Source organism: Vreelandella nigrificans (assembly GCF_002374315.1).
Taxonomy (GTDB): domain Bacteria; phylum Pseudomonadota; class Gammaproteobacteria; order Pseudomonadales; family Halomonadaceae; genus Vreelandella; species Vreelandella nigrificans.
The window spans coordinates 460,643-487,344 of sequence record NZ_NWUX01000002.1; the positions used below are offsets into that span (position 1 = coordinate 460,643).

General features: G+C 52.0%; 24 protein-coding genes. 12 read left to right on the forward strand and 12 right to left on the reverse strand.

Annotated features, from left to right (window positions below; genetic code table 11):
* Positions 1-49: 49 nt before the first annotated feature.
* A complete protein-coding gene (locus CPA45_RS05295) occupies positions 50-757 on the forward strand; it encodes a DUF3581 family protein (RefSeq protein ID WP_096650562.1) in 708 nt (235 codons plus the stop codon).
* 134 nt (positions 758-891) lie between these two features.
* On the opposite strand, the gene CPA45_RS05300 is transcribed toward CPA45_RS05295, so the two are convergent.
* From CPA45_RS05300 to CPA45_RS05310, 3 genes are all read right to left on the reverse strand, one after another.
* Entirely contained in the window at positions 892-1,779 is an 888-nt protein-coding gene (locus CPA45_RS05300; RefSeq protein ID WP_096650563.1) for a transglutaminase family protein, read from the reverse strand.
* On the reverse strand, positions 1,776-4,184 hold the full coding sequence (locus CPA45_RS05305) for a circularly permuted type 2 ATP-grasp protein (protein ID WP_096650564.1): 2,409 nt from the start codon (positions 4,182-4,184) through the stop codon (positions 1,776-1,778). Before CPA45_RS05305 ends, CPA45_RS05300 begins: the two co-directional genes overlap by 4 nt.
* Positions 4,185-4,273: 89 nt before the next feature.
* The gene (locus tag CPA45_RS05310; RefSeq protein WP_096650565.1) at positions 4,274-7,624 is read right to left on the reverse strand and encodes a transglutaminase family protein; all 3,351 of its coding nucleotides are present in this window, start codon (positions 7,622-7,624) and stop codon (positions 4,274-4,276) included.
* A 439-nt stretch (positions 7,625-8,063) separates the two neighbouring features.
* Here CPA45_RS05310 and CPA45_RS05315 point away from each other — a divergent pair, with 439 nt between their 5' ends.
* Both CPA45_RS05315 and CPA45_RS05320 read left to right on the forward strand, forming a co-directional pair.
* Positions 8,064-9,548, forward strand: coding sequence for a circularly permuted type 2 ATP-grasp protein (locus CPA45_RS05315; protein ID WP_096650566.1), 1,485 nt, complete (start codon positions 8,064-8,066; stop codon positions 9,546-9,548).
* Between the two features lie 4 nt (positions 9,549-9,552).
* On the forward strand, positions 9,553-10,551 hold the full coding sequence (locus tag CPA45_RS05320; RefSeq protein WP_096650567.1) for an alpha-E domain-containing protein: 999 nt from the start codon (positions 9,553-9,555) through the stop codon (positions 10,549-10,551).
* A gap of 33 nt (positions 10,552-10,584) precedes the next feature.
* On the opposite strand, the gene CPA45_RS05325 is transcribed toward CPA45_RS05320, so the two are convergent.
* On the reverse strand, positions 10,585-11,643 hold the full coding sequence (locus CPA45_RS05325; RefSeq protein WP_096650568.1) for a zinc-binding metallopeptidase family protein: 1,059 nt from the start codon (positions 11,641-11,643) through the stop codon (positions 10,585-10,587).
* A gap of 235 nt (positions 11,644-11,878) precedes the next feature.
* Between CPA45_RS05325 and CPA45_RS05330 the strand changes: the two genes are divergently transcribed.
* A complete protein-coding gene (locus tag CPA45_RS05330; protein WP_096650569.1) occupies positions 11,879-13,375 on the forward strand; it encodes a CoA-acylating methylmalonate-semialdehyde dehydrogenase in 1,497 nt (498 codons plus the stop codon).
* A 160-nt stretch (positions 13,376-13,535) separates the two neighbouring features.
* Here CPA45_RS05330 and CPA45_RS05335 read toward each other — a convergent pair whose 3' ends face one another.
* Positions 13,536-14,228, reverse strand: a complete 693-nt coding sequence (locus tag CPA45_RS05335) for a hypothetical protein (protein WP_096650570.1) — start codon at positions 14,226-14,228, stop codon at positions 13,536-13,538.
* A gap of 209 nt (positions 14,229-14,437) precedes the next feature.
* Here CPA45_RS05335 and CPA45_RS05340 point away from each other — a divergent pair, with 209 nt between their 5' ends.
* From CPA45_RS05340 to CPA45_RS05350, 3 genes are all read left to right on the forward strand, one after another.
* A complete protein-coding gene (locus CPA45_RS05340; RefSeq protein WP_096650571.1) occupies positions 14,438-15,022 on the forward strand; it encodes a peroxidase-related enzyme in 585 nt (194 codons plus the stop codon).
* 82 nt (positions 15,023-15,104) lie between these two features.
* A complete protein-coding gene (locus CPA45_RS05345) occupies positions 15,105-16,520 on the forward strand; it encodes a diguanylate cyclase (RefSeq protein ID WP_096650572.1) in 1,416 nt (471 codons plus the stop codon).
* Positions 16,521-16,557: 37 nt separating this feature from the next.
* The gene (locus CPA45_RS05350; RefSeq protein ID WP_096650573.1) at positions 16,558-17,526 is read left to right on the forward strand and encodes a magnesium transporter CorA family protein; all 969 of its coding nucleotides are present in this window, start codon (positions 16,558-16,560) and stop codon (positions 17,524-17,526) included.
* Here the strand turns inward: CPA45_RS05350 and CPA45_RS05355 are convergent.
* Positions 17,523-18,701, reverse strand: a complete 1,179-nt coding sequence (locus CPA45_RS05355; RefSeq protein ID WP_096650574.1) for an MFS transporter — start codon at positions 18,699-18,701, stop codon at positions 17,523-17,525. The two genes, CPA45_RS05350 and CPA45_RS05355, sit on opposite strands and share 4 nt — an antisense overlap.
* A gap of 166 nt (positions 18,702-18,867) precedes the next feature.
* Here CPA45_RS05355 and CPA45_RS05360 point away from each other — a divergent pair, with 166 nt between their 5' ends.
* The 3 genes from CPA45_RS05360 to CPA45_RS05370 all read left to right on the forward strand — a co-directional run bounded on the left by CPA45_RS05360 (position 18,868) and on the right by CPA45_RS05370 (position 21,817).
* Positions 18,868-19,446: an NnrU family protein gene (locus CPA45_RS05360; RefSeq protein WP_096650575.1), complete on the forward strand. Its 579-nt coding sequence runs from the start codon at positions 18,868-18,870 to the stop codon at positions 19,444-19,446.
* 146 nt (positions 19,447-19,592) lie between these two features.
* Complete coding sequence (locus CPA45_RS05365) at positions 19,593-20,759, forward strand: alcohol dehydrogenase catalytic domain-containing protein (protein WP_096650576.1); 1,167 nt, start codon at positions 19,593-19,595, stop codon at positions 20,757-20,759.
* Between the two features lie 11 nt (positions 20,760-20,770).
* Positions 20,771-21,817 carry a proline racemase family protein gene (locus tag CPA45_RS05370; protein ID WP_096650577.1) on the forward strand — a complete coding sequence of 349 codons (1,047 nt, stop codon included), beginning with the start codon at positions 20,771-20,773 and terminating at the stop codon, positions 21,815-21,817.
* 17 nt (positions 21,818-21,834) lie between these two features.
* Here CPA45_RS05370 and CPA45_RS05375 read toward each other — a convergent pair whose 3' ends face one another.
* The 3 genes from CPA45_RS05375 to CPA45_RS05385 all read right to left on the reverse strand — a co-directional run bounded on the left by CPA45_RS05375 (position 21,835) and on the right by CPA45_RS05385 (position 23,458).
* Positions 21,835-22,056: a DUF1289 domain-containing protein gene (locus CPA45_RS05375; protein ID WP_096650578.1), complete on the reverse strand. Its 222-nt coding sequence runs from the start codon at positions 22,054-22,056 to the stop codon at positions 21,835-21,837.
* A 78-nt stretch (positions 22,057-22,134) separates the two neighbouring features.
* Positions 22,135-22,548 carry an alternative ribosome rescue aminoacyl-tRNA hydrolase ArfB gene (gene arfB / locus CPA45_RS05380; RefSeq protein ID WP_096650579.1) on the reverse strand — a complete coding sequence of 138 codons (414 nt, stop codon included), beginning with the start codon at positions 22,546-22,548 and terminating at the stop codon, positions 22,135-22,137.
* A gap of 142 nt (positions 22,549-22,690) precedes the next feature.
* The gene (locus tag CPA45_RS05385) at positions 22,691-23,458 is read right to left on the reverse strand and encodes a DUF1499 domain-containing protein (RefSeq protein WP_096650580.1); all 768 of its coding nucleotides are present in this window, start codon (positions 23,456-23,458) and stop codon (positions 22,691-22,693) included.
* A gap of 107 nt (positions 23,459-23,565) precedes the next feature.
* Between CPA45_RS05385 and CPA45_RS05390 the strand changes: the two genes are divergently transcribed.
* Positions 23,566-23,919, forward strand: a complete 354-nt coding sequence (locus CPA45_RS05390; protein ID WP_096650581.1) for a hypothetical protein — start codon at positions 23,566-23,568, stop codon at positions 23,917-23,919.
* A gap of 12 nt (positions 23,920-23,931) precedes the next feature.
* On the opposite strand, the gene CPA45_RS05395 is transcribed toward CPA45_RS05390, so the two are convergent.
* Positions 23,932-24,144: a DUF3820 family protein gene (locus tag CPA45_RS05395; RefSeq protein ID WP_096650582.1), complete on the reverse strand. Its 213-nt coding sequence runs from the start codon at positions 24,142-24,144 to the stop codon at positions 23,932-23,934.
* Between the two features lie 48 nt (positions 24,145-24,192).
* A complete protein-coding gene (locus CPA45_RS05400) occupies positions 24,193-25,059 on the reverse strand; it encodes a LysR family transcriptional regulator (RefSeq protein ID WP_096650583.1) in 867 nt (288 codons plus the stop codon).
* A 146-nt stretch (positions 25,060-25,205) separates the two neighbouring features.
* On the opposite strand from CPA45_RS05400, the gene CPA45_RS05405 reads away from it, so the two are divergent.
* Positions 25,206-25,631, forward strand: a complete 426-nt coding sequence (locus tag CPA45_RS05405) for a VOC family protein (RefSeq protein ID WP_096650584.1) — start codon at positions 25,206-25,208, stop codon at positions 25,629-25,631.
* 138 nt (positions 25,632-25,769) lie between these two features.
* On the opposite strand, the gene CPA45_RS05410 is transcribed toward CPA45_RS05405, so the two are convergent.
* A complete protein-coding gene (locus CPA45_RS05410; RefSeq protein ID WP_096650585.1) occupies positions 25,770-26,537 on the reverse strand; it encodes a class I SAM-dependent methyltransferase in 768 nt (255 codons plus the stop codon).
* Positions 26,538-26,702: the final 165 nt, after the last annotated feature.

Below are 26,702 nucleotides of genomic sequence, written 5' to 3' on the forward strand. Positions count from 1 at the left end.
TGGAGTAGTAATGGGTTTTCGATTTCAACGCTAGGCAGGCAGCAAAGCCATGTTCAAGGATTTTTACGCGCAGCGCGGAGAGTATGTGGTGATCTCCGCAGAGCAGGCCAGCCGTTTCGCCAAAGGCGTGGCCGGCGATTACAACCCGATTCATAACCCAGATGCACGGCGCTTTTGTGTACCTGGCGACCTGTTATTTACGTTAGTACTGGTCAAGTTTGGGTTGTCGCGACAAATGGAATTTCGCTTTACTAATATGGTGGGTGCAGATACATCACTCAAGTTTAGTGAAGTAGAAAATGGCGATATTCATGTATTAGATGATAGTGGTAAATGCTATCTGCAGGTAGTGCGTCGTGGTGATGTTACCCACGATGAAGCAGCGGTTGAAGCGTTTGCTCGTTGCTACGTAGCATTTTCAGGTAAAAATTTCCCTCATTACCTGAAGCCATTAATGGAACAGCATGGGGTTATGTTTAATCCTAAGCGTCCACTGGTTATTTACGACAGCATGGGATTTTGCTTAGAACGGTTAGATGGGCTTGCGCCAGACTTGGCCTTAACCCGCTCTTCTTTAGATGTTCAGGGCAAACGTGCGGAAGCGCTACTGGAGTTCTCTATCAAGTCAGCCGGTGAGTCGTTGGGCGTTGGCTCCAAGAAGCTGGTTGTGAGCGGGTTGTGTGACTACGATGCGGTTGAAATGGCCGCCATTGTGGATGAGTTCTATCGCTTAAAGGCAGCCTACGAAGCGGCCTGAACTGCACGTCTACGTTAGTGAAAAGCCTAGCTGTTTACTGTCGTTGCTGGTGTAGTAGCCGTCATTAACCACTATGCTTACCAACCGTTGAGCTATTAAGTTATAGCGCTATTCACGATAGCGCTATCTGCCGTTCAGCTTGACGGTTCTGCGGTATCAGTCGTCAGCGGTATGACATCGACCTCGACCTCAAGCTGGTGTTCTCCGCCTCCATTCATGACACCTTTTAGCGGCGCAACATCCGCATAGTCTCTCCCCCAGGCCAGTACCGGGTGCTGTTCGCCTGCCACAGTGCCGTTGGTAGGGTCAAGCGCTAGCCAACCCCATTCAGGAATCCAGGTGGCTAGCCAGGCGTGGGAGGCATCCGCACCAATTAAGCGTGGTTGGCCGGGAGGTGGTTGGGTTTCCAGGTAGCCGCTAATGTAGCGTGCTGGTAAGCCTAGCGAGCGTAGCGCGCCAATGGCTACATGGGCAAAGTCCTGGCAAACACCGCGGCGGTTAGTCAGTACGTCGCTTAGTGGAGTGGCTAGCGTCGTGAAGCTGGGGTCGTACTCAAAGGTCTCGTAGATCAATTGGTTAAGGGCTAGTGCTGACTCTAGTAGCGGCCGGCCGGGAGTGAAGCAACTGCGGGCAAAGGTGGCGAGCTCCTCATTACGGCGAATAAACGGCGAATCCAAGCGGTAGAGCTGCATGTCGAAACGGTTATCGGCACGCAGCTGTTCCGCGATCTGTTCCCAGGCCGCAGAGATGGCCGGTAGGGGCCCCACAGGCTGGGTATTGATTGGTGTCACTACGGTGACATCCAGGGTTTGGTGAACCTCTTCCATGGCGAAGTAGAGCACCCGATTGCCGAACACATCACGCCTTTCCGCCTGCATCTGGGGTATTGGGCTAATGGTTAGTTCCGATGCGCCGCACCGCTGATGTAGCGTTTTACGTGGCAACACTCGCGCTTCACTATGGCACAGGGTAACCGGCGCACTGTAGTGGTAGCGTGTTGTGTGCCGCAGGCTGTAGTTCATTCATCTGGTTCCATGCTGACTAATTGACGCGGCCGCTCTATGTGGCTGAAATGGCTATGGCTGATAGCATCCGACAGTGCATTAAGTGGCGTAATCAAATCATCTAATAGCTGTTCCAGCGCTTCCTGTGCCTCTGGGGTGTCGGCAAGGTGGCTTATGCGGTCGATATCCGCTAAGTGCAGCGCTGCGTTGGCCTGAATCAGCAGCCGCCGCTCAGCGTTGCGGTATGGCGAGGAACTGCCGGGTAGCTTGTCCATTTGCCGTTCAAGGCGCTTAAGCATGTAGCCCACCGAGCGTGGGTTGGTTTCATCGAACAGCAGTAGGTCAAGAATCGCTTCTGGATGAAGCTCACTGCGGTAGCGCCTGCGGTAAGCGGTAAAGTTGTCGGTGGTGGCGAGCACTACTTCCCACAGCGCCAGCCCAGGGGAGTGTGGCGCATTCAGGGTGAGTTTTAGCAGCGATAAAAGCCCCAATACGCGGTCTAAAAAGCGGCCGATATCCATAAATCGCCAGCCATAGTGGTGGGGCATCGTTTCATTACACAGGCCAAAAAACGCTGCCAGTTGGGCAGAAAGACCCTCGCAGGCGCGCCGGGCAGCGCTAGCGCTGACACTTGGGTTAAGCATATCCACACGTTGGCGTAGCTGGTGAACCACACGCCAGGAATCATCGCCCAAATGGTCGCGTACGCTACGGGCGTTGCGCAGTAGTTGGGCAAATAGTGGTTGTAGCGCCTGTGGTTCGCTTTTACCAAACTGGGCTAGCAGGGCAGTGCGTTTTTGTGCAAAGCCAACTAGCAGCGGCCTGGTATTTTCACCAGCGTTGTTTAGCGTGGTGATATCCAACGCCAGCAACAGCTCATCGAGTAACTGGTCGGCAATATCATCCTGGTCGTACTCCATTAGCCGCATGAGCGCCTCCCGCAGCAAGCGCGCTCTGGAATCCAGTCGTTCACCGTAGCGGCCTAACCAGAACAGGCTTTCAGCCACGCGGCTGGGTAAGTCGGTGCCATCTCGTGTTGCGACTACCGGGCCACGGGCTTGGCGTAGTTGGCTAACGTGAGGTTGGGGCGTATTAGCAGTTACCCATACGTCTTTTACCACTGGGCTACTTAGCGAAGACGAACCAGGTGCACCTACCCAGGCTAGGCCGCCGGGCATCACGTGGTAGTCATTGGGTTGCTGCCCTAGCGTATTAACACTTCCTGGTGTGCGAGAAACAAAGCAACGCAAGTTCAGAGTACTGGGGGTTAGGCGCTGCATTTTGTGGTCGAACACCGGTGCGGTCGAAGGCCGTGTATTACCGTCGGCGTTAGCCAGTAGCAGTGGCTCGCCTAACAGATGTTCACACAAAGCCGGCAGGTAGTCCGCAAGCTCAGGTAGCTCCAGGACGCCTACACCAAGGGCATTGGACATGGCTACGCCACTGGAGCGAGCGGCTTGTAACAGCCCTGGTACGCCCAGTTGAGAGTCACCGCGTAACTCTAGTGGGTCGCAGTAGGCGTCGTCGCAGTGTCGCAGTACGACATCAACCGGCTGTAAGCCACCTAAGGTTCGCAGCCATAGTTGACCATCGCGTACTACCATATCCTGACCTTCAGCAAGGTCGATATTAAGGTAGTTAGCCAGATAGGCGTGCTCAAAGTAGCGTGGACTACCTGGCCCAGGGGTAAGCAGCACGACATTGGGATTGTCGCGGTGCTGGTAGGCCAGTGCGGTAAGTGTCCGGTGGTAATTATCTAAAAAGCCTGCGAGCCGCTTTAGCGGCGCGTTACGGTACATCTCTGGTAGGGCCCGAGCCATCAGAATACGATTTTCCAGCGCAAAGCCGGTCCCGGAAGGTGCCTGTAGGCGGTCACCAAATACCCGCCATTGGCCTGCCGCATCTTGAATTACATCCACACCATGGAAGTTAATTGCGGGACGATCGGTTGGCTGAGAACTGTGGCAGGGCAATAAAAAGTGGGACGATGCCAGAATAGCTTGGGTAGGCAAAAGGCCTGCATCAAATAGCGTACGGGCGCCGTAAATGTCGTTGTACAGAGCGTTGAGTAGGCGGCTTCGCTGGGCCAAACCCATTTCGAGCGTTTGCCACTGCGCCTGATCAATCACCCAGGGTAAAGGGTCAAGTCGCCATGCGCGTCCATGGGTATCATCGTGCATGTTGAAGATAACGCCATTTTCCGCCAGCAGCCGCTGAATCTCTTCATGCTGCTGAAAGCGTCCATTCGACCCTAGTGCTTCAAGGGCTCCAAGCAGGCTCTGCCAGCCAAGGCGCAGTTGGCCCTGGCGGTCAAGCAGCGCGTCGAAGGTGCCGGGCTGTCCCTTGCCAAGCTGATTCAGGTAATCCTCAACAAGCCCGGCAGTGCCGAGCTCAATAAGTGAGGGTGAGACAGGGGCCGTCATGATCCTTGTTGTCCTAAGCAGGTAAGGGGCGGATTATCCTGCAGCTGGCGCCGATAAGAAAGTATTAAGCGCTAGTATAAGACACAGGATTAACGTGGACTCCAACGAAGGTCTAGCGTGCACGGTAGCTCTTGGTTGAGCATTTCAGCTTTAGGTGCTTGATAGCCATGGCGATGTCCGCTGTCGCTAAATCTACCTAGGCGCCGCGCTTCCGCTTCAAAGGCGTTCACAGGAAATGTGTCAAAACCGCGGCCGGTTGGGTGAACCACATGGTAAGTGCAGCCCGCCACCGAACGTTGGTTCCAGGTGTCAATAATGTCAAACACTAATGGAGCATGAATGGGGATTTGCGGGTGCAGCGCGGAAGGTGGTTGCCAAGCACGGTAGCGCACGCCTGCTACTGCTTCCCCGTTACGTCCAGTAGCAGCTAATGGAACTTGACGACCATTACAGGTCACCATATAGCGGTCGCCGCTCATACCGTTAACTTTGACCTCTAGGCGCTCAACCGATGAGTCCACATAGCGCGCGGTTCCTCCAGCGGTGGCCTCCTCACCCAGTACATGCCATGGCTCAATGGCTTGGCGAAGCTCAATATTGAGCATTGGGGTATGTAGCCGTCCATGCACCGGGAAGCGGAAATCTAAAAAGGGTGCGAACCACGCAAGCTCAAAATTGAAGCCGTGATTGCGTAGATCGCTGAGTACATCGCTTAAGTCTTCCCACAGGTAGTGGGGTAGCATCCAACGGTCTTGAAGTGCACTGCCCCAGCGTACTGGCTTTGCTCGGTAGGGTGTCTTCCAGCAGCGGGCAACCAGGGCACGAATCAGAAGCATCTGCATTAGACCCATGCGTGCATGGGGCGGCATTTCAAAGCCCCGCAGCTCTAAAAGCCCAAGGCGTCCACTATCGCTATCTGGCGAGTAGAGCTTATCGATACAGAATTCAGCACGGTGGGTGTTGCCGGTCAAGTCGGTGAGCAGGTGGCGCAGTAGGCGGTCTACCAGCCAAGGCTGAACAACCTCACCTTCAGGCATCTGTTGCAGAGCGATTTCTAACTCGTAAAGCGCTTCGTGGCGGGCCTCATCCACCCTGGGAGCTTGGCTGGTGGGGCCAATAAAGAGGCCTGCAAACAGGTAGGAGAGACTAGGGTGGTGCTGCCAATACGTGACTAGGCTGGCCAGCAGGTCCGGCCGGCGCAGAAACGGCGAGTCATCTGGTGTAATGCCTCCAAGGGTTACATGGTTACCGCCGCCGGTACCGGTATGGCGGCCATCTAACATGAACTTTTCGGTGCCCAGGCGTGCCAAGCGGGCCTCATCGTACAACCGCTCGGTTTGGGCGACTAAGGTTTTCCAGCTGGCCGCGGGCATGATGTTAACTTCAATGACGCCGGGGTCAGGGGTGATCTGGAAGCTTTCCAGACGCGGATCGCGAGGCGGTGGGTAGCCCTCTATCATCACCGGGCAGCGCAACGAGCGAGCACACTCTTCAATGCTGCTGATAAGGTCTAGGTAGTGCTCCAGTTGGGTAAGTGGCGGCAGGAAAATATGTAAACGCCCATCGCGCGGCTCAATACACAGGCTGGTGTGGATGACTTTGTGTTCGCGGTCACCCTCGGCGTTGGGTTGCTGCTGGACCGCCTCTCCTTCAGGGTGGCTGTGGCTGGGGTGAAGGCTTTGGCCCTGGCGTTCGGCAGTGCTAAAGCGGTGTTGTTCGGCGTTACGTCTAGCCACTTCACCGTGAATATCGCCAATATCTGGGCGGGGTGCAAAGAGCGATTGGGGTTGTGGCTGATCCTTCGGGGCGGCCCATGGCAGCGCAGAAAGCGGTAGCCGCAGACCCATGGGCGAATCTCCAGGCACTAGAAATAAGTGGTCGCGCTTGAGTGGCCAGCGTCCGCTCTCCCAGCGGTGTGACTGAGCAATAGAGTGTCGCAGCGGCAGGGCGTAGCCCACTGGTGCGCCTAAATCCTGTTCCAACAAGCGGGCAAGGCGCTGACGTTCAGCATCATCTTTTAAGTTCGCTTTGCGTGGATCAACGCTTACGGGCAATGTTTGTTCTTTCCACAGGTAGTAGTAGGCGTCTTCAAATGCGGGTATCCAGTGGCGTGGCGCTAAGCCTAGTTGCTCACTTAGGGCATGAGTAAAGCGCTGAGCCATAGCATCATCAACAGTGACCTGAGGCGCACCTTCCATGCAGGCCAACCACTTGGGGGCGCGCCATAGTGGCACGCCATCTTTACGCCAGTAGCAGGCGAGCGCCCAGCGGGGCAGAGGCTCGCCGGGGTACCATTTGCCTTGCTGCTGTTGAATGACACTGCCTTCGGCGTAGGCAGCCTGCAGGCGGGTTAGCAGCGCTTCTGCACGCTCGCGTTTGTGGTCGCCCAGTGCATCAGTATTCCACTGAGGGCTTTCCATGTCATCGACGGAAACAAACGTTGGCTCGCCACCCATAGTGAGGCGAACATCTTGCTGGTTGAGCTCGCTATCTACCTGATCGCCCAACTGCAGAATTTGTTGCCACTGTTGATCGCTATATGGCTTGGTGACCCGTGAGTCTTCATGGATGCGCTCAATGCTCATCTCAACGTTAAACTCAACCTCACATTTATCGGAAAAGCCGGTAATAGCGGCGGCACTGCCAGTAGTAGGCGTTGCCGCTAAGGGGATATGGCCCTCGCCGGCAAATAAGCCGGAGGTGGGATCAAGCCCTACCCAGCCAGCCCCTGGTAAAAACACCTCTGTCCAGGCGTGTAGGTCAGTAAAGTCGACCTCGGTGCCGCTAGGGCCATCCAGGGCTTTGACATCGGGAGTGAGCTGAATCAAATAGCCAGATACAAAGCGTGCAGCGAGGCCTAGGTGTCGCAGTATCTGTACTAACAGCCAAGCACTGTCTCGGCAGGAACCGCTGCCCAGAGTTAAGGTCTCTTCGCAGCTCTGTACCCCTGGCTCCATACGCACCAGGTAGCTGATGTCATGCTGCAGGCGTTGGTTAAGAGCCACGAGAAAATCAACACTTGTCGTGGGCTCTCTGGAAACACCCTTTAACCACTCCAGCAGATAAGGTCCCGCTTCGGTTACTTCAAGATAAGGGCCTAACTCGTTGTGTAGCTCTTCGGTGTAGGAAAAAGGAATTTTTTGGGCGATATCATCTAGGAAGAAATCGAACGGATTAATTACCGTCATTGGTGCGATAAGCTCGACGGCAATGGTTAGTTCTTTACGTGGCTCAGGAAAAACAAGGCGTGCATTAAAGTTACCGAATGGGTCCTGCTGCCAGTTTAAATAGTGGTCGTTACCAGAAATATTGAGCGAATACGCCTCAATATGTGTGCGGCAGTGGGGCGCTGGACGCAAGCGAACAACATGTGGAGATAATTTAACCGGTCGGTCAAAGTGATACGTTGTACGGTGATGCAAAGCAACGCGTATGGTCATGTGACAGCCTCAGAGGTAAGCCATTATCAACCGATATAACGCTTAGTTAACATCGGTTAAAAAAGTTATGTACCTGAAGTATCGTTCCAGTTGCTTTTTTTTGCAGCTGCAATATTGGTAAAGGCGTTTAAGAAGTGTGGAAAATTAATAATGAGCTAAAGCAGTGTTTTGCTTGCACCTAAAAAGTGCTTTGTTGGCAGTCTTTTTTTGAGAATCACCAAGATGGTGCGTTTATCTGCTATTGAAAACAAAGCTCTTACTTAGCGATGCATAAAAGCGTTGAAATAACGCGAAATATGGTACGTATTTTGCCTAATTACATGTGTAGTTAACTGTAAGTGTTGCTCGTACGTTTAGTTGGTTGAGTAGTTTAAGCGCGGCAGGCCTACCCTACGTTTAAGGAAGCTGTCACTTCCACCCCGGAGCCAGGAGAGCGCCCATGAGCCAAGTGAATTGGAATAACTATGCGTGCCGTGACTTTTATGACGAGCTGCTAGCGGCGCCAGGGCAGCCACGTGCATCGGCAGATGAGCTTTGCAATATGCTGGCACGGTTTAGTGCCGAGGAGTTAGCCGAACGTAAAACGGCGGCTGAAATTGCTATTCGTACCATGGGGATAACATTTACCGTCTATTCAGAAGGGGCAATGATTGATCGCGCTTGGCCTTTCGATATTGTGCCAAGAATTATATCAGCCAGTGAATGGCGCAAAACCGAGGCAGGTTTAAAGCAGCGCGTACAAGCACTTAATTTATTTATTGATGATCTTTATCACGACCAAAAGGTGATTAAAGACAAGGTATTACCTGCTGAAGTTCTAGCTCAGTCAGTTAACTTTCGTCCACAATGCGTAGGTATAAATCCACCCCACGGAGTATGGGCACACATTTGTGGCTCAGATTTAGTGCGCGGTGGTGATGGCACGTTGTATGTTTTAGAAGATAACTTGCGTATTCCCTCAGGTGTTTCCTACATGCTGGAAAACCGCAACGTGACCAAGCGTGTATTACCTGAACTGTTTGCTTCGGGAAAAATCCTGCCCGTTGATGATTATGTTGCCCATCTATATGACATGTTGGCGGCGATGTCGCCACGCCCCGGAGACGACCCTCAAGTTGTGGTACTAACCCCCGGTATATACAACTCTGCTTATTTTGAGCACGCTTACCTTGCCCAGCAAATGGGGGTTGAATTGGTTCAGGGCAGTGATCTACTGGTGGATGATGAAGATGTGGTTTATATGCGCACCGTTGAGGGAATGCGCCGTGTCGACGTTATTTACCGCAGGATAGATGACGAGTTCCTTGATCCTGAAGCATTCAATTCAGACTCTATGCTCGGCGTGGCTGGCTTAATGCGTTCCTGGCGGGCGGGTAAGGTTGCATTGGCAAATGCTCCTGGGGCGGGGGTTGCTGATGACAAAGTCGTTTATGCCTTTGTACCTGAAATAATTAAGTATTATCTGGATCAGGAGCCGCTGCTACCCAATGTGCCGAGCTACCTGTGTATGTTCGAAGATGACCGTAAATACGTGTTAGAGCATTTGGATGAGTTGGTGGTAAAACCCGCAAATGAGTCTGGAGGGTACGGTATGTTGATCGGGCCTCGCTCCACTAAAGAGACGCGTAATGAGTTTGCCCGGTTAATTAAAGCCAACCCGCGTAACTATATGGCCCAGCCTACGTTAGCGCTTTCGACAACGCCGACGCTTGCCAATGGCTTACCGCAGCCCCGCCATGTTGACCTTCGTCCGTTTATTCTGTCTGGACCGGAAACCCATGTAACCACTGGAGGATTAACCCGGGTAGCGCTAGTGGAAGGTTCGTTGGTAGTGAACTCTTCCCAGGGAGGTGGCAGCAAAGATACCTGGATAGTGGAAACCGATGAGAATGCGGCGCCTGCCGCTGAACAGACAGGAGTCTAGCGCCATGCTGTCACGTGTAGCTGAAAACCTTTACTGGATGGCGCGCTACATTGAGCGGGCCGAAGATACCGCTCGACTACTGAGCGTGAATAGCCACTTGATGCTGGATTTGCCGCGCCACTTACCTCTTGGTTGGGCGCCATTAATTGAAATGACCGGCACGTTAGAAGCATTTAACGCTCGCCATACCAGCTTTGATGAGCGCAGCGTGGTGTACTTTTTATGCGCTGATGCACAAAACAGCAGCTCAATTCTCTCGGCGTTGGCCAGTGCCCGGGAAAATCTGCGCACCACCCGAGATGTAGTGCCTCGCGAGATTTGGGAAGAGGTCAACCAGCTCTATCTAAACGTTGCAGACCATGCTGAAAATAGCGTTAGCCCACGGCGCAGGGATGCGTTTTTGAAAAACGTTATTCGTGGTTGCCAGACCCTAACTGGATTAATAGAAGGGACACTAAGCCATGGCCCGGCGCGCACTTTTATTGAGTTGGGTCGTCAGCTTGAACGGGCGGATATGACGACGCGTATCGTTGATGTTCGTTCAGCAAGTTTGTTGCCTCAGAACCCAGAGGAGCTGCTGCCTTTTGAGAACCTGCAGTGGATGAGCGTGTTGAAATCGCTAACGGCTTATCAAATGTATCGTCAGCAAGTGCGGTTACGGGTACGCGGGCCAGATGTGCTGCGCTTTTTACTTCAGGATCCGAACCTACCGCGTTCGATTGCTTGCAGTTTGGAAACTCTGGGCCATGAGTTGCAGCTGCTGCCACGCCAAGATCGGGTGGTGGCGACAGTGTCACTGGTGCGCGCCGACGTGGTTGACGCCGATATTCAGGCACTCGCCCACTCGCCGAGTAAACTGCACGCTTTCGTAGATGAACTGCAGATTGGTTTTGCCGCTATTCACGATACGTTAAGTGCTACCTATTTCGTGAATAGCGAAGGGGTGCCTCGGGTGACTCAGCGCCAATCCCAGAGCCACACAGGGGACCATGACAACGATTAAGTTCGCATTATTTATAGGCGATAAAGACACGGTTTAGGCGTTAAAGCTGGTGTTTGCACGCTTTACTAATGTGTGCACATACGCCAGCTTATCGCACACTGTAGGAGCAATCACCCCGGGCGCTAAGTCCAGTAGGCCCATATCCCGGTTTAACTCATTCACAGCCAACCCTACTTGGTGAAAGGCTAGCAGCATACTATTCAGCGTGCCGTCATACTCCGCACGGGAAAGCCCCATATGAAGCGCAGTATCCAACACTGCCACCATATCCAGATAAAACGCGAAGGTTTCTGCGAAGTCCTCCCAAGGGTGCATGGATGCGTAAGCGGATATGAAGCGAGTTGGCCAATCGGCAGGTGCACCTTGCTGATAGTACTGCTCTAGCGCATCTGCATAAGTCGGGCAGCTATGATCACCAAATACTTGTCGGCAAACATCTTCCTCAAGACCTTTTATTAGTAAATCCCAATAGTAGTGTCCAATTTCATGGCGAAAATGACCAATTAATGTGCGGTGGGATTCGTTCATATCAACGCGTAAGCGTTCGCGTTCAACGTCATCGGCTTCTTTAACGTTGATGGTGATATGACCGTTAGCGTGTCCGGTATACACCTTCTCTTGACTGGCTGTTGAGCGCCAAAGCCCTTGGTCGGGTAAGGCGTCCGCCATAAATGAAAAGCTTAACGGCACACGAATATTTTCTCCTTCTATGCCATGGGGCAGTTTCAATAAATCCAACGTGTGGAATAGCCGTCGCTTAGCTGCTTCCAGGGCCGCCCAGCGCTCGCGGTTACCGATAATATCAAGGTCCGGAATGACATCGTTATAGCGGCAACAGTCACATAGTGTATCCGCGTGGCCTTCTGCCATGACGACCATACGATTACATACATTCTCTACTGCGTAGTTATGGCACTTCATCAGAGCCACGCCACAGTTTTTATTGGTGCAGCGGTAGCCACCACCCGTCAGCGGTTCTAGCGCCACAATATTGGTACATGCAGGGCACCAGCCAACTTCAGACTCGCAGGCCAGGCAGTGAGTGTTTTCAAAAAACAGCGCATTGCCGCAGCGGCAGCTAAATGTCTGCATGGGTGCCTCCTTGTATGATGGCCGAGCCTGTCCTGTAGGGATCGCTCAGCGTCGCTAACACTTGGCTGTACTGTCAGCATAGCGATGGGGTAAGCGCGATGGAAAGACTAATTACCGGCGCGAGTAAGATATTCCTTGTACCAAGTGGTAGGTTGACGTTTACGTCAACTTGCTGATATACCCTAGAGGCTCTCAATTAGATTCCATAACAAACACAACCTTGAGGAATAGCGCTATGTCTGTTCGCGAAATACCGATGTATATCGATGGTCAGCCAGTCATGTCCCAAAGCCAGGATTGGCGGGATGTGGTGAATCCGGCAACACAGGAAGTCGTTGCCAGAGTACCTTTCTGTACCGCAGAAGAAGTTGAACGTGCCATCGCGAGTGCTAAAGCAGCCTTCAAACAGTGGCGTAAAGTACCGCTTGGTAAGCGTATGCGAATCATGCTGAAGCTCCAGGCGCTAATCCGTGAGAATACTGCTGAATTGGCCGCACTGATCACTGAAGAGCATGGTAAAACATTGCCTGATGCAGAAGGTGAAGTAGGGCGCGGCCTTGAAGTGGTCGAGCACGCATGCTCGATTACCTCGCTACAGCTAGGGGAGCTGGCTGAAAACGCCGCCAATGAAGTCGATGTTTACACCATGCACCAGCCGCTTGGTGTTGGTGCAGGTATTACCGCGTTTAACTTCCCCATTATGTTGCCCTGCTTTATGTTCCCTCTGGCAATTGCCACTGGTAATACCTTTGTTTTGAAGCCATCTGAGCAGGACCCAAGCTCCACCATGCGATTGGTAGAGCTTGCCCACGAGGCGGGCATCCCTGCGGGTGTATTAAATGTTGTGCATGGCGGTCCAGATGTTGCCAATCAAATTGCCGATCACCAGGATATCAAAGCACTCTCATTTATCGGCTCTAGCCATGTTGGCTCTTTGCTCTATAACCGTGCTGCCGCTGCGGGCAAACGCATGCAAGCCATGATGGGGGCGAAAAACCACTGCGTAGTGATGCCCGATGCAAATCGCAGCCAGGCAATTGATAGTCTACTTGGGTCGGCATTTGGAGCAGCGGGCCAGCGCTGTATGGCCAACTCTGTCGTCGTGTTGGTAGGTGAAGCACGTGAGTGGTTGAAAGATATCGAAGAGGGGGCGCGTAGCATGAAAGTAGGGCCGGGTACCCAACGTGATGCGGACCTAGGCCCAGTGGTATCACCACAGGCAAAAGAGCGCGTAGAGCGACTTATTACTGCTGGTGAAAAGGAGGGCGCTACACTGCTAGTCGATGGTCGTGGCTATACGGTAGAGGGCTACCCTGAAGGAAACTTTGTTGGACCAACGCTATTCGCTGATGTAACGGCAGATATGACCATTTATCGGGAGGAGATCTTCGGTCCCGTTCTGTGTGTGGTAAGTGTGGAAACCCTGGATGAGGCAATCGACTTTATTAACGCCAATCCCAATGGCAACGGTACCTCGATTTTTACTAACTCCGGTTGGATAGCACGACGGTTTGAAACTGATATTGATGTCGGCCAGATAGGGATTAACGTACCCATTCCTGTGCCGGTGGCCTACTTCAGCTTTACTGGTTCGCGGGCATCTAAGCTTGGCGATCTGGGGCCAAATGGCAAACAGGCAATTGCTTTCTGGACGCAGACTAAAACGGTTACTGCCCGCTGGTTTGAGCCGGAAAATGTCTCTAGCGGTATCAATAGCACTATTTCACTTTAAATTGCCGATAGAAGTAGCGTTAACCTAGTCGAGCATGAGGCAAGACCCCCGCAGAGTGCGATAAAGAGCGCAGGCGGGGTTTCTTGCTATGCTTTGTGTCTGCCAGCTGTTAACTACCAGCTGTTAACTGCTAACTAAAATTAAGCTAAAAGCAGTGGTGTTAAAAATCATCAAACAGCGGCAGGCTTTTTTCAAATAACTGTTCGATGGGGCCAAGTTGGCTTTCATGCATGACTAATAGAGAGGGTGTGTCTTTCACATGCTCGCGCAAGGGAACAAGCAAAGCGAACTCACCCTCTTCAAGATGGAACTCGTGGATTTCACGCAGGCCGTGAGGTGTTTCGCACTGAGAACAGCGATACGTGTCGTCTTCACCGTAGACTAAGCGGTGATACATTTTAAACAGCGTATAGAGGGCTAACCCGCCTTCAAAATCAGGCCAGTGTGCTGGGGTTTCGCGGATATCTGGTGTGAGGGTTTTACCCCCGGCTTCAGCGTCAGCAATCGCATCGGCCAGCGGTGCTGCAAGAATTGCCGTAGTGCTGGCAGGCAGTGGTGAGTTTTGGCGAGCCGCGTGCTCAAAATCGCTAACGACAGCGCGGAAATCATTCAGGGTCCGTAGTGCGTAGTCTATATGCTGTAGGTCATCGGGTTCGAAGCTGCCGTTCTCCCACCCATGGATAACGCGGAGTGTTACTTGGCCTCGGCTCATTGGGCGAACAAGCAGCAGGTGTAGCGCGGTACGGATGTGCATTTGCCGCTCGTCTGCGTCGTTTTCGAATGCACGGTAAGGCTCGGCAAATAGTTCGTGTAGTCGCCCTTGTGTATGCTCTTTTGCTTCGGCGTTCTGCATAGCATTTTCCCTCTGGTTTCCCTTTTTACCGAGCTGTTTTAAACATGCTGTGCACGGCTTTAATGTGATTATTAGTCTTGAAGTATGGCGAGCGAGTCCAATGATTGATAGTCGCTTTGTATAGTATTTTGTGGCAGAACCATTTGGTCGCTTGCCCCATTGGTGTGGATCCTAAACTAACCTCACAGTAAAATAACTAAGGTGAATACATGTCTGCTTCAATAAGTCGTTTTGCCATACCTGAAACATTGGACGACCTGCCTGATGACATTCGAGGATCAATAGTCAGCGTGCAGGAAAAAGCAGGGTTTGTGCCCAACGTGTTCTTAATGTTAGCCCATCGACCAGACGAATTTCGCGCTTTCTTCGCTTATCACGATGCGCTGATGGAGCGCGACTCAGATACGCTCACAAAAGCTGAAAAAGAGATGATAGTGGTCGCCACTAGCGCTCGTAACCGCTGTTTATATTGTGTAGTTGCCCACGGTGCTTTAGTACGAATTTATAGCAAAGACCCATTGTTAGCAGATAACGTGGCTATAAATCACACTGTGGCTGGGCTAAGCGAGCGCCACCGTGTGATGCTCGACTTTGCCTTGCACTGTTCAATTGAGGTAGGTGAGTTTTCACTGGCTTGGCAGGAGCGCTTAGCAGGAGTAGGTTTTACGTTAGATGACTGCTGGGACATAGGTGCAATCGCCGCTTTCTTTGGTATGTCGAACCGGTTAGTCACCTTGGCGGGTACACCGCCTAATCCTGAGTTTTATGGAATGGGTCGGGAACCCCGCGCCTAACGAGTAATCAAGGTGTTAATCAGTAAGTGCTATTTCACGTTATGCTGTAGTAAAGCCTTTCACCCGTTCTGGTCCCGCAACGATGAGTTTTCCAATACCGTTCGATGAAGATGCCCGTTTAGCAGCGTTGAATGAGTTGGCACTGCTAGATACGGCTAATGAGCCGGTGTTTGACCGTATTACACGGTTAGTGAGTCTATTGCTAAACGTGCCTATGGCTGCGGTCTCCTTGGTGGATGCCAATCGGCAGTGGTTTAAGTCTAAAGTAGGTATGGATGTTATCGAAACACCACGGGACGAAGCTTTCTGCGCGTATACCGTGGTTCAAGCCGCTCCGTTGATTGTGAATGACGCTCTGCTTGATGAACGGTTTGCCGACAACCCATATGTAACGATGCCAGGAGGCGTACGTTTCTATGCGGGCTTACCTCTCAAAAACTCTCAGGGCTATGTATTAGGCTCACTGTGCGCGATGGACATTAAACCTCGCATCTTAAATATTGCAGAACAAGCAGCAATGGAGGATCTCGCTGATATTGTTGTGGGTGAAATACAGCTCCGTGAACGACTTATTGATGAGCAAAAAAGTAAAGCTGCTTCGCAGCGAGCGCTTAACGCACTCCACCTGAGCCTTGAGCAGCAAATTGAACAGCGGATTCGAGAGCTTAATCTAGTAATTGAGACTGCTTACGATGCCTATATCAGTATTGATGAAAACGGGCGTGTACTGGATTGGAATCGTGCTGCTGAGACAATGTTTGGCTGGTCCCGTAAAGAGGCTTTAACACGCTCTATTACCACCCTTATGCTCCCCAAGGGGTTACCTTCGGATGTTTCACTACCAGCCATGGGTGAAGCAAAGCGGCGGGATGGTGTAAGGCTACCGGTGGAGATTCGTTTAAAAAGCTACGAGGTTAATGGGCGTACACGGCGTAGCATGTTTATCCACGATATTACCGAGCGGAAACAGCTAGAGCGACTACGCGACCAGGAGGCCAGAGAAGATGTATTAACTCGCCTGCCCAACCGACGTGCACTGGATGAGAGGCTTCCAGAAGCGATGGCGCGTGTGCGCCGCACCCATAAACCGCTGGCCGTCTTGTTTTTAGATTTAGATGGTTTTAAAGATATAAATGACCAACATGGCCACGCAATGGGCGATGAGTTGTTGCGCGATATTGCACAGCGCCTGCAAATGGCAGTGCGCGAGACCGATTTCGTTGCGCGCTGGGCGGGTGATGAATTTGTAGTGTTATTAGAAGGCATTGCCTGCGATGCTATAGGGCCTCTTGCTGATAAGCTGATACATACCGTTGAACAGCCTATTGTCTTGAGCGGTGCTGTGCTTAACGTTAATACCAGCATTGGCGTGGCACTATGTATGCCTGAGGCTGCGGAAACACCACAAGAATTGCTAAAGCGTGCGGATGTCGCTATGTATGAAGCAAAACGCACGGGGAAAGGACAGGTAAGATTAGCGCCTCCAGTTGACTCCTGATTAGATATCTAGTCAGCCAAGACATCAGGGAAGATCCATGATCCGCAGCATGCTAACCACACCCGAGGGTCTGCTTCACGAAGGCGATGAAGGGCTTGTCGACGTGTGGCACACGTCACCAGGTAGTCATATTTGGATAGATATGCAGGGTGAGCCTGCAGAGAATGAACGGGTACTGCTTGAACGTTTAAGCTGCCATCCTATGGCTATCCAGGATGCTCATAAAGAGCGGCATCCGCCTAAAATCGAAGAGTTTGAGAACCACACGCTGATTATCTACCGAGGTATTTCTTCGTTTGATGCGACGCTAAATTTTGTACCTCAGCAGATCTGTTTTTTCATCGGTGAGCGCTTCTTGATCACCCTACACCCGGGAGATGCATTTAGTATTGAGCAGTTGTTCAGTGAACAAGGAGGGATTCTGTTGGGGCAGTCACCCGAGCGTGTGGCGCTAAGAGTGATTTATACCTCTGCTGGTTTTTATATCGATAGTCTGCTTGAGTTTGAAAGCGAATTGAGCGATTTAGAGGATGAGTTGCTGGAGAATGGTAACGATGTTTTGATGCGTAAGCTTACAATCTATCGCTCCCGTTTGGTGAAGTTGCGTCGTGTCTTTAGCTATCACAAAGGCATTACCCAAGAATTAACCGCTTACGATTATGCGCATTTGCCACGGGGTGAAAATGAAACCCTATACGCTATTAATGATGTGGCCGAGCGTTTTGAGCGCTTGTATACCTTAACGCAGATGTATTACGACATTTGCGGTGACTTAGTAAATGGCTATATTTCGATTTCGTCACATCAGCTCAATATCACCATGCGCGTTCTAACGGTGATTACCGCCATTTTTGTCCCTCTGACGTTTATTGCCGGAATTTACGGTATGAACTTTGAGTACATGCCAGAGCTAAGTTTTCAGTATGGTTACTTTTTTGTGTTGGGCGCCATGCTGGGTATTGGTGGAAGTTTATGTTGGCTTTTCAAGCGTAATAACTGGTTTTAAGCAGCAACAGCGGCTGATAAGCGGCGAAGCCGTAAGGCTAATAAGGCCAACCCCACTGCAATAAGCAACCACAAACCTGCTAGTAAAACTGGAAATGCCTCGGCACCGGCGATATCCAGCAGCGGGCCGGTTAACGATGGAATTAGCAGAGCACCACTACCTGCGGCGGTAAAGATAGCCCCAGTGGTGCGCCCGCGCATCATCATTGACTGATTGCAAAGTGCGAATAGGGTGGGGAAGAAGGCCGATGCAGAAAGCCCGAATAGCAGTGCGCCCACATTAAGCGTCAGCCAGCCTAGGTGCAGGCCACTCGCGGTGCTAATCCCTAGTGCTAAACAGCCCAGTAGTACGTGCCAAGGCGTACAAATGCGTAGTAGAGGAATGGCTAGTAAGCGTCCCGCCGAGAGTGCCAGCCAGAACAACGTGGCCAGTAACGCCGCTTGTTCGGTAGGCAGTCCCACTAAGGTTCCGTAGGCAGTCACCCAGCCAGCGAAAGTAATCTCTATCCCCACATAAAGAGAAAACAGCAGCATAAACAGCCCGAGCAATAGAGGGTCATTGTGCTTGGCTGAGCTAGGACTTCTACTGTTCTGTTCAGCTGTAGGCATGGTCGGGCTGGTAAAGCGTGAAAGTGGCCACAGCATGGCGGCAATCCCTAAAGCCACCACCCAAAACGTCCAGTGAAACTGGCCGGTAAGCGATATCGCTGCAACCATAATCAATGGGGTCAACATATTGCCGAAGCTAAAGCAGAAGTGCAGCGCACTTACATTAGGGCCAGCTGCATCGCGGTGTAACCACAACAGCAGCGTATTGCCTCCGGCATTAAGTGATGCTTCGGCAAACCCCAGTAGCATAAATAGCAGCGTTAACAGCAGTAGCATTGGGCTAAGCGGCGCCAGTGCTAGCCCCACCACGGCGATGATGCCCATCGCCATCAACACTCGGTGGCCGTTGAAGCGGTCCATTAACAGCCCAGTCACAATGGCACCGCTCATATTGCCCACCGCCCGGGCGGTAAACAAAACGGCAATTTGACTCATTGAAGAGCCGCTCATGTTGGCTAAGTGAGGTAGGGCTGGGCCCAGTAGCCCACCGCTCATGCCGATGGCAACAAAAAGCCCGAAATAGGTCCAGGTGAGACGGCGGTGATACGCTGACGTAAAGAGGAGCATACCTTTCCTTGGCAGTAATGAAGATCAGTGGTGTGAAATCGGTCTTAAGAACCAAGCACTAATCAGGTGGGCAAGCGAAAAGTTGACGCATTGCCATGTGGTTTCGGCACATCTATGGCATTCTCTGCGGCGACCGATGACCTGTATACACCTGGGAGTTAATACCATGACCATTATGATAATTGGCCTGCTGATATTTCTTGGCAGTCACTCAATACGTATTTTTGCTGAAAACTGGCGCCAACAAAAGGTAGCCCAGTTGGGGCTGCCTACCTGGAAGTTAGCGTATTCTGCAGTATCGGTAGTGGGGCTTGCCATCGCTATCTATGGTTTTGGCCAAATGCGCTTGGAACCTATCTACATTTGGTTTCCACCCATGGGGTTACGCCATGCGGTAGCACTGCTTATGTTGCCAGCGTTTATCCTGCTCGTCGCTGCCTATATACCTCGCAATGCCATTAAGGCAAAGCTTGGCCATCCGATGCTGCTGGCGGTGAAAGTTTGGGCTCTGTCCCACTTGCTGGTTAATGGCAGGTTTGGCGATATCATCTTTTTTGCCGCCTTCCTTGTGTGGGGAATCCTGGCATTTAAAGCGGCTAAGAAGCGTGACCGCGCTAATCCGCCAGCAGTGACAGCCACCTCAATACCAGCGACCATTGCTACTGTCGTAATTGGCGTTGTTGCTTACGCACTGTTTGCTTTCCATTTACATAGCCTGCTGATCGGTGTTTCTGTGTTTGGCTAAGTGAGGGAATTGGCTAACCGCTATTAAGCCATTCTCAAAGACGGCAGCGCATCGAGCGCTGCCGTCTTCGTTTATATTGCTTGAGACTCGGCTAAAGTTTGCTACTTTGTCAGGCACACATACTATTATTCACCCGGAGCCAGCCCATGGATGAAGTAGACAGCGCCGTGCCTGAAGTGATGTCCGCCATGCTGTTAATCGGCCACGGCGGGGTTGATCAATTACGCTACCAACAAGATGTGCCAACACCTAAACCAGGGCCAGGCCAAGTACTAGTTCAGGTAACGGCCACGGCAAAAAATAACACCGACCGTAAGGCCCGCGAGGGGCTCTACCCAACCAAGGGCAAAGAGGAGGTGACGTCGTTTGCCATGGGTGGTTCGCCGACACTTAGCTTTCCGCGTATTCAGGGGGCAGACGTTGTTGGGCGTATTGTTGCGGTTGGTGAAGGTGTGGATAGCTCACGCATTGGCGAGCGAGGGTTGTTAGATTTTAATATCTACGCCGACGAGCGGCGTACAATTAACCTGACGCCCGACTACTATGGGCACGGGGCTGATGGTGGCTATGCTGAGTACATAGCGGTACCGGCGGATCAGTTTCACCATGTAGCCAATACTGAGCTACATGATGCCGAGCTTGCCTCGATGGGCATGTGCTCCTATCAAACGGCTTACCACATGATGACCTCTGCCAACATCAGTGCGGGTGAGCGTGTGTTGGTCAGTGGTGCCAGTGGTGGTGTTGGCACTGCCTTAATTCAGCTATGCAGGATTGTTGGGGCGATTCCTTACGCCGTTAGCCAGCTCGATAAAGCTGATGCGCTATTAACATTAGGCGCTGAAGCGGTGGTTGACCGAGACGATCTTCCCTCTTTTGTCGACCGCGTGTTGGCCGCCACCCACGGGCAACCTATCGATGCAGTGATGGACTTAGTCGGTGGTGAGATGACCGATCTGTTTATCGACACCATGATTGTTGATATGCAGCACCGTAGTAGCTATCCGAGGCTCTCTATTGCAGGGGCCAGTGGTGGTAATATCAGTGAAATCATGTGGACACGAATTTACCTCTATCAAGTGCAGATATTGGGTGTCTCCCATGGCACCCGTGAAGAGGCGGAGCAGCTTGTTGAATGGATTCGTCGCGGAGAGTTAAAGCCGGTGCTGCATGCCGCTTTTAGGCTCTCTGAGCTACATGCTGCTGAACATTACTTTGTGAATCGCGGTAGTAACTATCTTGGCAAAATTGTGATTGTGCCTGATGCTCAGTGGGATACCCACGGGGCGCCGTTCGCCTTAGCCACCGCCTAGGAGCTGTTCTTGTGAATAATCTCCATACCCTTCAGTTGTTAGATACTCACGCAGGCGGTGACGTTAGCCGTATTGTAACCGGCGGGATTGACCAGTTGCCTGGTGCCACAGTTCGTGAGCAGATGGAGTACTTGCGTGATGATGCCGATGGGCTGCGGCGGTTATTACTAGAAGAACCCTATGGTATTCCTGAAATGTCGGTGGATCTGCTGGTGCCTGCAACTAATCCTGAAGCGGTAGCGGGGTATATTATTATGGAAGTGATGGGTTACCCCATCTATTCAGGCTCCAACACTCTGTGTACAGCGACGGCCGTATTAGAAACAGGCATTGTGCCTAAGCAAGAGGGTATTCAGCGCTTTAAGTTAGAGGCGCCCGCAGGCTTGGTGCAAATTGAAGCTAGCGTGCGGAACGGGGTCGTGGAGTCGGTGACCTGTGAAGGTCTACCCAGCTATATCGATACTCATCGCGATACCATTGAGGTGCCAGGCATTGGGCCCGTTACCTACTCGATTGCCTATAGCGGTGGTTTTTACGCTCTGGTTGATGCTGAAGAATTGGGGTTCAAGCTGGTACGCGAGGAAGAGCTGGCGCTGGCAGCATGTGCCCATAAGATTGTTGAGGCTATCCAGGCGCAGCGGGGATTTTCCCACTATACCTTGGGTGATGTTGGCCCATTACCATTTTTGCACTTTATGGGGCCAGAAGAGCAGGTTGCGAATGGCTATGTACGTTCGCGCTCGACCACTTATGTGCACCCTGGGGTTATTTGTAGAAGTACTACGGGGACTGGCACCTCGGCACGATTAGCGCTTATGCACTATGAAGGGCGCCTGAAGGTAGGTGATAAACTGGAAACCGTTTCGCTGCGTAATACTGGATTTATAGGTACCTTTACGGGGACTCATAAGGAGGGGGCGTACCAAGTCGCTGAGAACACCATTACGGGTCGCAGCTATGTACTGGCGGAATCAAAAATAGTGATTAACTGTGACGACCCTATGGTAGCTTGCGGCGAGCTACACCGTCTATTGAGCGACCGGCACGCGAAAATATAAGTAAACGTCAACAGGTCCTAAGTTGGCGCGCTACTCACGTACCCTTCACGCTCAAGCCTATCCCAGACCGGGGCTTTCTCGGCTTCGGTCATGCTCCCCCAGCAGGCAATTTCATCAAGTGTTCGCCCGCACCCTTTGCATACACGTCTTTGGCATGCACGCCTTTGATCTCGAGACGTAACTGGTTCGATCTGACATATCTGAATACACGGTGAAAGAGGGCGGGCTGGCGTGGACATGGTGGGCGCTCAGTGACGTAACAGTAGGGGTATTGATAGTAGAGATATTGATAAAAGTGAGTGAGCTTGCACTGCTTGCTAAACCGGCACTTTACCACGCAGCGATTTCGTTTTTCCCTTACGCGTTTTATGATCTACGCGGCGTCGCTGTGAGCCTTTGGTAGGTTTTGTGGGGCGGCGTACTTTTTGCTGCTTTACTGCGTTTTGAATCAGCGTTTGTAGGCGGGTCAGTGCATCCTCTTTATTTAATTCGAGCGTACGGTAGCTCTGGGCCTTGATAATAATCACGCCCTCTTTGCTGATCCGTTGATCGGTATGCGCCATCAAGCGCTCTTTGTATACAGTGGGTAGGGTAGAGCGCTGAATATCGAAACGTAAGTGCACAGCAGATGCGACTTTGTTAACGTTCTGGCCGCCCGCGCCCTGGGCACGAATCTGGCTTATATCAATTTCCCAGTCGGCTAGCGTGACGCTACCTGAAATAGTGAGCATTAAGTTCCTCTGTGCCACATGTAAGTAATAAGGCTAGCATACTTGGCACAGAGGTGGGGAGCAGTCACCTGGCTAGATTGGTGACTGGCTGGCCGGTTTCCTCGCTGAGCTATGACGAAGCATCACTAATATGACTCGCTCGTTACTCTAAGCGCTCGCGCAGTGCATTAAGGAAGGTTTCGATCCGGAGTGCATTGGTGCCTATATCGCTGGCGCCTAGTCGAGAGGCAGAGCGCATATCGACGCGAACACTATTTGGCTGCTCGGTAAGGCGTATCACCACGTCATCCTCAAAGCCGAACCAGAGGGTAGTTGCAGTCGCTTCGATGGTATTCTCAGTAATGGCTGAAATCCGCCAACCAGAAGCCTCCACTTCTGCTTGGGCTGCTGAAAGGACGGTCTCTATTGGCACTGCTACTGTTAAAGGCTGAACGTTAGGATAAGCAGCCTGCTGCTGGCGAGCCGTTGCCTCGCCGGGGTAATCAACGGCATTGGGTGCAGCTTCGCGTGCGCCTCTTAAGGCCTCGAATGTGGGTGGTGTTTGCATATCGGTAGTAATGTCGTGGATAGCGGGCACCTGCTGGGCGCGTTGCCACTGCTGCCAAGGTGAATAAAGCAGTGCCACAGTGGCTAGCATTACGACAATGGCCACCAAACCAGTGCCCCAACGGCGCTGTATCATACTGGCTAGTAGCAGCAGCACGCTTAGCACTACCGCTGCTGTCGCGGCATAAACGCCGGTGCGCAGCAGGTTAAATGCGCTACTTAGTTCAATAAACTCCCAGCGGTAGGCCGGGCCGGCGGCACCCATCAATAACATGGCGCCTAACAGTGCAAGAGCGCATAGCCATGCCAAAACCGCCAGCCACGATCCGCCTTTAGATTGCGTAGAGTTTAATCGTTTAGCCATGTCTTTCTCCTAGCGCTTAAAGCGTTAACATACTCACAGTATGCCTTCAGCATAACCAGCTATTCCGTGGTGTGCTTACCTAACTAGCAAGAGAGTGCACAACAGCGATGAGTCAACCCGATACCAGCTCTGCTTTAACAATGCAGGTGCGCGCACTGCTAACAAGTACGCCTAATGCTGCATTGCCCATGACATATCAACAAGTAGCGAATGCCTTAGGGCTTAAGCCTCCGGGTACTATTCAGCGTGTTGCCCAAGCGCTTGAAAGGCTCATGGCCGAAGATGTTGCTGCCGGACAGCCTATGATTGCTGCACTGGTCATTAGTCGTAGAGGTGATGACCTGCCCGCTGCGGGTTTTTTTGAGCAGGCCGTGTCTCTGGGTCGCTTTCCTGCTGACCCTAACCAATACAGAGCGCTATATATCGCTGAGCGTGAACGGGCGCTTAGCTATAGGCATTAGCGGTATATCACATTATTTATTGCGCAGTGGCTCAAGCAGGTCACTTAGGCCGTTATGGTCAATCTCATGCATCAGCTGGAGGAGTTGGCCAATTTCCCCTTTAGGGAATCCTTCTCGCGCAAACCAGTTTAGATAAGGGCCTGGTAAGTCGGCAATAAGCCAGCCTTGGTGCTTTCCAAACGGCATAGTGCGGGTGACGAGTTTCTCAAGGTCTTTAGGTTGCATGGTGATAGTGCCTACGTACTGATTGAGTCAATTAAGATAGCTGGCGGATTATTGGTCAATGGTACCAATTAACTGGGCCAATGCCCGTGCGGGTTCGCTTAAATGCCCATTAGTGCGATGAATGAGGCCTATATCGCGATGTATAGTACGTTCGCCTAAATCAATCGCACGTACGTCTTTAGGCCAGCGTTTGAGCGCCTTGGGCTGAGGTACAAGCGCTACACCCACGCCATCGGCAACCAGCTGCACAATGGCGTCCAGCTCATCTACTTCACATATGTCATGCACTTGGCAGTGGTTGTCCCTTAAAAAACGTTCGACCTGACGGCCCCCAAATGATGTTCGGTCGTAGCGTACAAAAGGGTTATTAGCTAATAGGACTCGCCAATCCTCGCTTGGTAACTGGCGTGGCACAATTAAGCGAAACGGCTCGTGAGCCAGAGGTGTCCAGCGTAAATCACTGTGTAGCGAAAATGGAGGTCGAATAATCACTGCCATATCCAGCTCACCAGCATCTACCTGATTCATTAGGTCCAGAGAAAGCCCAGGCACCAATCGCGTATGGCACTCAGGATAGCGACGGTGAAAGCGAGCCAAAACTGCGGGGAGCAGGGAGCGCTGAATAGATGCAATTGCCCCAATGGTAAGTCGCATGCCAAGCCCTTGGCTGGAAGGCGAGTTGCCTAACGTCGCGTACAGACCAAGTAAGGTTTGCGCTTGCAGCAGGGTTTCTTGCCCCCGTGGGGTGAGGACGGCTGCCCGTCCGCTGCGCTCAAACAGGGGAATGCCAAGGGCCTCTTCTAAACGCTTCATTTGCGCGCTGACTGCCGCTTGGGTTAACCCAACATGCTGGCCTGCCGCGGCAAAGGTGCCATGCTGGGCAACGGCAACTAGGGTTTTCAGTTCTCGTATCATTCGCCGCTTCTTTCATCAGTAATATTTGTGAATCAATCAAAAAACAATTGATTTTATTTTTGCATGGCACAGCCTAGGATAATCGCATAGTGGCCGCTCGGCGCGCCATTCGATCCCCAAAAAAAGCATTAAAGCAGGAGATGACCATGACGCTTTCCCCTTTCCATTTAGCTATTCCTGTCTACGATGTAGCGCTTGCCCGTGCATTTTATAATGATGTATTTGGCCTTGAAGAGGGGCGTTCTAGCGATCACTGGGTCGACTTTAACTTCTTTGGTCATCAATTAGTCATCCACGAACACCCGAAAACCGCCGGCCAAGAGAGCGCCCATACTAATCCGGTTGATGGCCATAACGTGCCAGTGCCGCACTTTGGCGTCATTTTGGAGTGGGATGAATGGGAAGCCCTAGCCGAGCGCTTAAAAGAGAGAGGCACCGCGTTTGTGATTGAGCCTTATATTCGTTTTAAAGGCGAGACAGGCGAGCAGGCGACGATGTTCCTACTTGACCCCTGTGGTAACGCCCTGGAATTCAAAGCGTTTAAAGATAAGGGTCAAATCTTTGCTAAATAAGCTCTACTACTAGGCAAGCCCCATTACCCAATAACCCTGGGCAGGTCGCCTGTGCCTGGCGCTTATTAAGAGAGTCCACCGCTTGCTAGGCGGTGGTTTTATCAAGGCTAGCGGTAGGGCTATGCAAAGTGAGTCACATTAAACATGTGCGGATACGCGAAGCCTGACATAGTCAGCGGTCCAGTGGCCTTGACCATCGCTCAAACTGTGAGCGAGAAGGCTTATGGTGTTATCGAGGATTGCTTCTTGTAGGTCCTCTTCTAGCCCATGTAGGAAGGGGTTGGCGAACGTTCTAAGCCAGCCTGCTATGCCAGTTGGTAGAGGCGTAGGGCGAGGAATTAGCTCGATAGAGTCAACGTGAAAACCAACGGTTTGAAGTAAGTGTGCATACTCTTGTGTGGTTGGAAAGTACCATGGATGGCGTCCGTGTGAACTGATTCCACGAAACTGTAGCGACGCAATAAGTGCCGTACAAATGGCAGCCACATTACCGTGTCCACCGAACTCTGCAACGAATCGCCCCCCAGGCTTTAGCGCTCGCTTCACACCCGCTAACACCTTTTGTGGGTCTAACATCCAGTGCAAAGCCGCGTTGCTAAATACCGCATCAAACTCATGATCAAAGGGTAGCTGATGACCATCGACCACACGAGCTGTTACCCCGCGCTGTCGTGTTGTAGCCACCATATCCTCTGATGCATCGACACCCAAAACATCAGCTCCGAGTTGTGCAATACGTTCAGTGAGTGTGCCATTGCCGCAGCCCAGATCTAAGATGCGCTGCCCTGGCTGAGGCGCTAATAGCTTCAACACCTCGTTGCCTAGTGTTGGAACAAAGTCGGCGTGTTCCGCATATTGGCTGGCATTCCATTGCTGCCCTGGCGGTGTATGAGAGGCGTGAGACATGTTGGCTTCCTGGCATCGTTATAGGTCGTAGGGCTTACCCAAGGGCTTGATTTAGTATAGCTTGCTAGCAATATCATATGCGTAACTATGAACTGGTCTAATTGGAGCGGACACCCCGGTAAGCCTCATACTGGAGGCATTGGAGGTGTTCATGACCAAGAAAAC